Source organism: Mesorhizobium sp. M7A.F.Ca.CA.004.12.1.1 (genome assembly GCF_003997835.1).
Classification (GTDB): domain Bacteria; phylum Pseudomonadota; class Alphaproteobacteria; order Rhizobiales; family Rhizobiaceae; genus Mesorhizobium.
Window position 1 is genome coordinate 1 of the sequence record NZ_RZRK01001468.1, and the last position, 545, is coordinate 545.

The window sequence follows — 545 nt, forward strand, 5'->3', positions numbered from 1 at the left end:
TCAGATATGCGACGCGTAACTTTCGACCTCGACGTCCTGCGCAGTTTCGTCACCGGTATGGAGCTGGGCAGCTTTGCCAAGGCGGCTGACCGGCTTGGCCGGTCGACGTCGGCGGTCAGCGCGCAATTGAAGAAACTGGAAGAACAGGCGGCGACGCCGATCTTCCGCAAATCAGGACGCGGCCTCGCTTTGACCGAGGCCGGCGAGACCATGCTCGGCTATGCGCGCCGGCTGATCGAATTGAATGACGAGGCGGCATCCGCCATCCACGATGTCGAGCTGGAAGGCTGGGTACGGCTCGGCTTGCAGGAAGATTTCGGCGAGGCGGTGCTGCCGGACGTGCTCGGCCGATTTGCCCGGGCGCACCCCAAGGTGAAGATCGAAGCCAGGATCGCACGCAGCCACGACCTTGCCGAAAGGGTCATGTCAGGCAGCCTCGACATCGCGCTCGCCTGGCACTGCGGCGAAACGCTGCCCTACAGCCAGCATGTCGCCGATGTGCCGATGCGCTGGATCGGGCCGGCAAAGCGCATCGGAACCAGCCT

1 protein-coding gene is annotated in these 545 nt (G+C 64.2%); it reads left to right on the forward strand.

The window, feature by feature from the left end:
- Positions 1 to 6: 6 nt before the first annotated feature.
- On the forward strand, positions 7 to 545 hold a 539-nt coding region (locus EN984_RS37070), incomplete at its 3' end, for a LysR family transcriptional regulator (protein ID WP_127384475.1).